Origin of the sequence: Pantoea sp. Pa-EAmG, from assembly GCF_030024295.1 — a bacterium.
In the GTDB taxonomy this organism is placed as follows: domain Bacteria; phylum Pseudomonadota; class Gammaproteobacteria; order Enterobacterales; family Enterobacteriaceae; genus Pantoea; species Pantoea dispersa.
Window position 1 is genome coordinate 1 of sequence record NZ_JASEWO010000339.1, and the last position, 1638, is coordinate 1638.

General features: G+C 51.0%; 1 protein-coding gene. It reads left to right on the forward strand.

Going from position 1 to position 1638, the window contains the following annotated elements:
- Window positions 1–1096: glutathione-independent formaldehyde dehydrogenase (locus tag QMM04_RS22420; protein ID WP_282997098.1), on the forward strand; the 1096-nt coding region annotated here is incomplete at its 5' end.
- Window positions 1097–1638 lie beyond the last annotated feature (542 nt).

The following is a 1638-nucleotide window of genomic DNA, read 5'->3' on the forward strand; positions in this document are numbered from 1 at the left end:
AGTCAAAGCGGTTCCGGATCCCAAATTCGTTCGCCCTACCGATGTGCTTGTCCGTATTACCACCACCAATATCTGCGGTTCAGATCTGCATATGTACGAAGGACGAACCAGCTTCGAACAGGGTCGCATCTTTGGCCATGAAAATCTGGGGCAGGTCATTGAAATCGGCAGTGCGGTTGAGCGGGTCAAAGTTGGCGATTATGTCTGCCTGCCCTTTAATGTCGGCTGCGGATTCTGTGAAAATTGCGAGAAAGGGTTAACCGGCTATTGCCTGACGGCAAATCCGGGTACGGCCGGTGCCGCCTATGGCTTTGCTGAAATGGGCGAATGGGATGGCGGACAGGCGGAGTTACTGCGTGTCCCCTATGCTGACTTTAACTGTCTGGTGCTGCCGCCGGATGCGGTTGAAAAAGAGGAGGACTACGTTTTACTTTCCGACATCTTCCCCACCGGCTGGCATGCCACTGAACTGGCAGGATTGCGCCCCGGAGAGAGTGTGGCGATTTACGGCGCAGGCCCGGTCGGCCTGATGGCTGCTCACTCGGCCATGATCAAAGGCGCATCGCAGGTGTTTGTGGTTGATACCCATCCGGACAGACTGGCGCTGGCCGAACAACTGGGTGCAGTAGCGATCAATGGTGTGGGCGATGACGCAGTAAACAAAATTCTCGAGTTAACCGACGGGCGCGGCACGGATTGCGGTTGCGAGTGTGTGGGATATCAATGCTGCAATAAACATGGCCACGAGGATAACTCTGCCACGCTCAACAGCCTTGTCGCGTCAACTAAGGCCACGGGCGGCATCGGTGCGGTCGGCGTTTTTGTTCCGCAGGATCCCGGAGGCGCGACCGACCTGGCCAAAGAGGGTAAAGTGCCATTCGATTTTGGGAATTTCTGGTTCAAAGGTCAGTCAATCAAGACCGGTCAGTGTAATGTCAAAGCGTACAACCGCCAGCTCGCAAGGCTTATCCATCAGGGCAGGGCCAATCCGGCGCAGATCATCTCCCATCGTCTCGCTCTGGCGGACGCTGCCGATGGCTATAAGCATTTTGATGATCGTGATAATGGCTGGACAAAAGTCATTCTGAAACCCTGAAAGGTAACTCAGAAAAGCTAAGACGCATTCAGGCGGTGGGAAGAGGGAGAACGAAAACTGCCTGTTTGTGGCTGGCTATATCTGGCATGACCACATTAATGACATATCAGCGTAAATCCGGCAGAAATTTGCCCACTGCTTATCCAGTTTGATGCATATGCGCAGCATCTCTTTCGCAAGGCACGAAGCCGCACAGTGATTACCTGCCGCAACAAAGATAACAAGCTTCGAGGCATTTCTGGTCGTCGTCTGACATCATTCCTCCTCAGCTAAAGTTATTTATCAGGCATGAAAGAGATAACGGATTATTCAACTTTGTAATAACTAATTTTTTAATTATCATTTTTCATGATTTGCTAATGCCCGCGATGAGCGAGAAGGGGACACAACATTAATGTGATAATCGTGCGAGGGAGCCAAACGCCTGGTATTATAGCCATATAAATGATTGTGACGGAGAAAAGGCTAATGAAAATTACAGTTAAAAAAGAAATTGGAACCGAGTTATTTTATCGCTCTGCTCAAGGCGTAGAACTCACCCC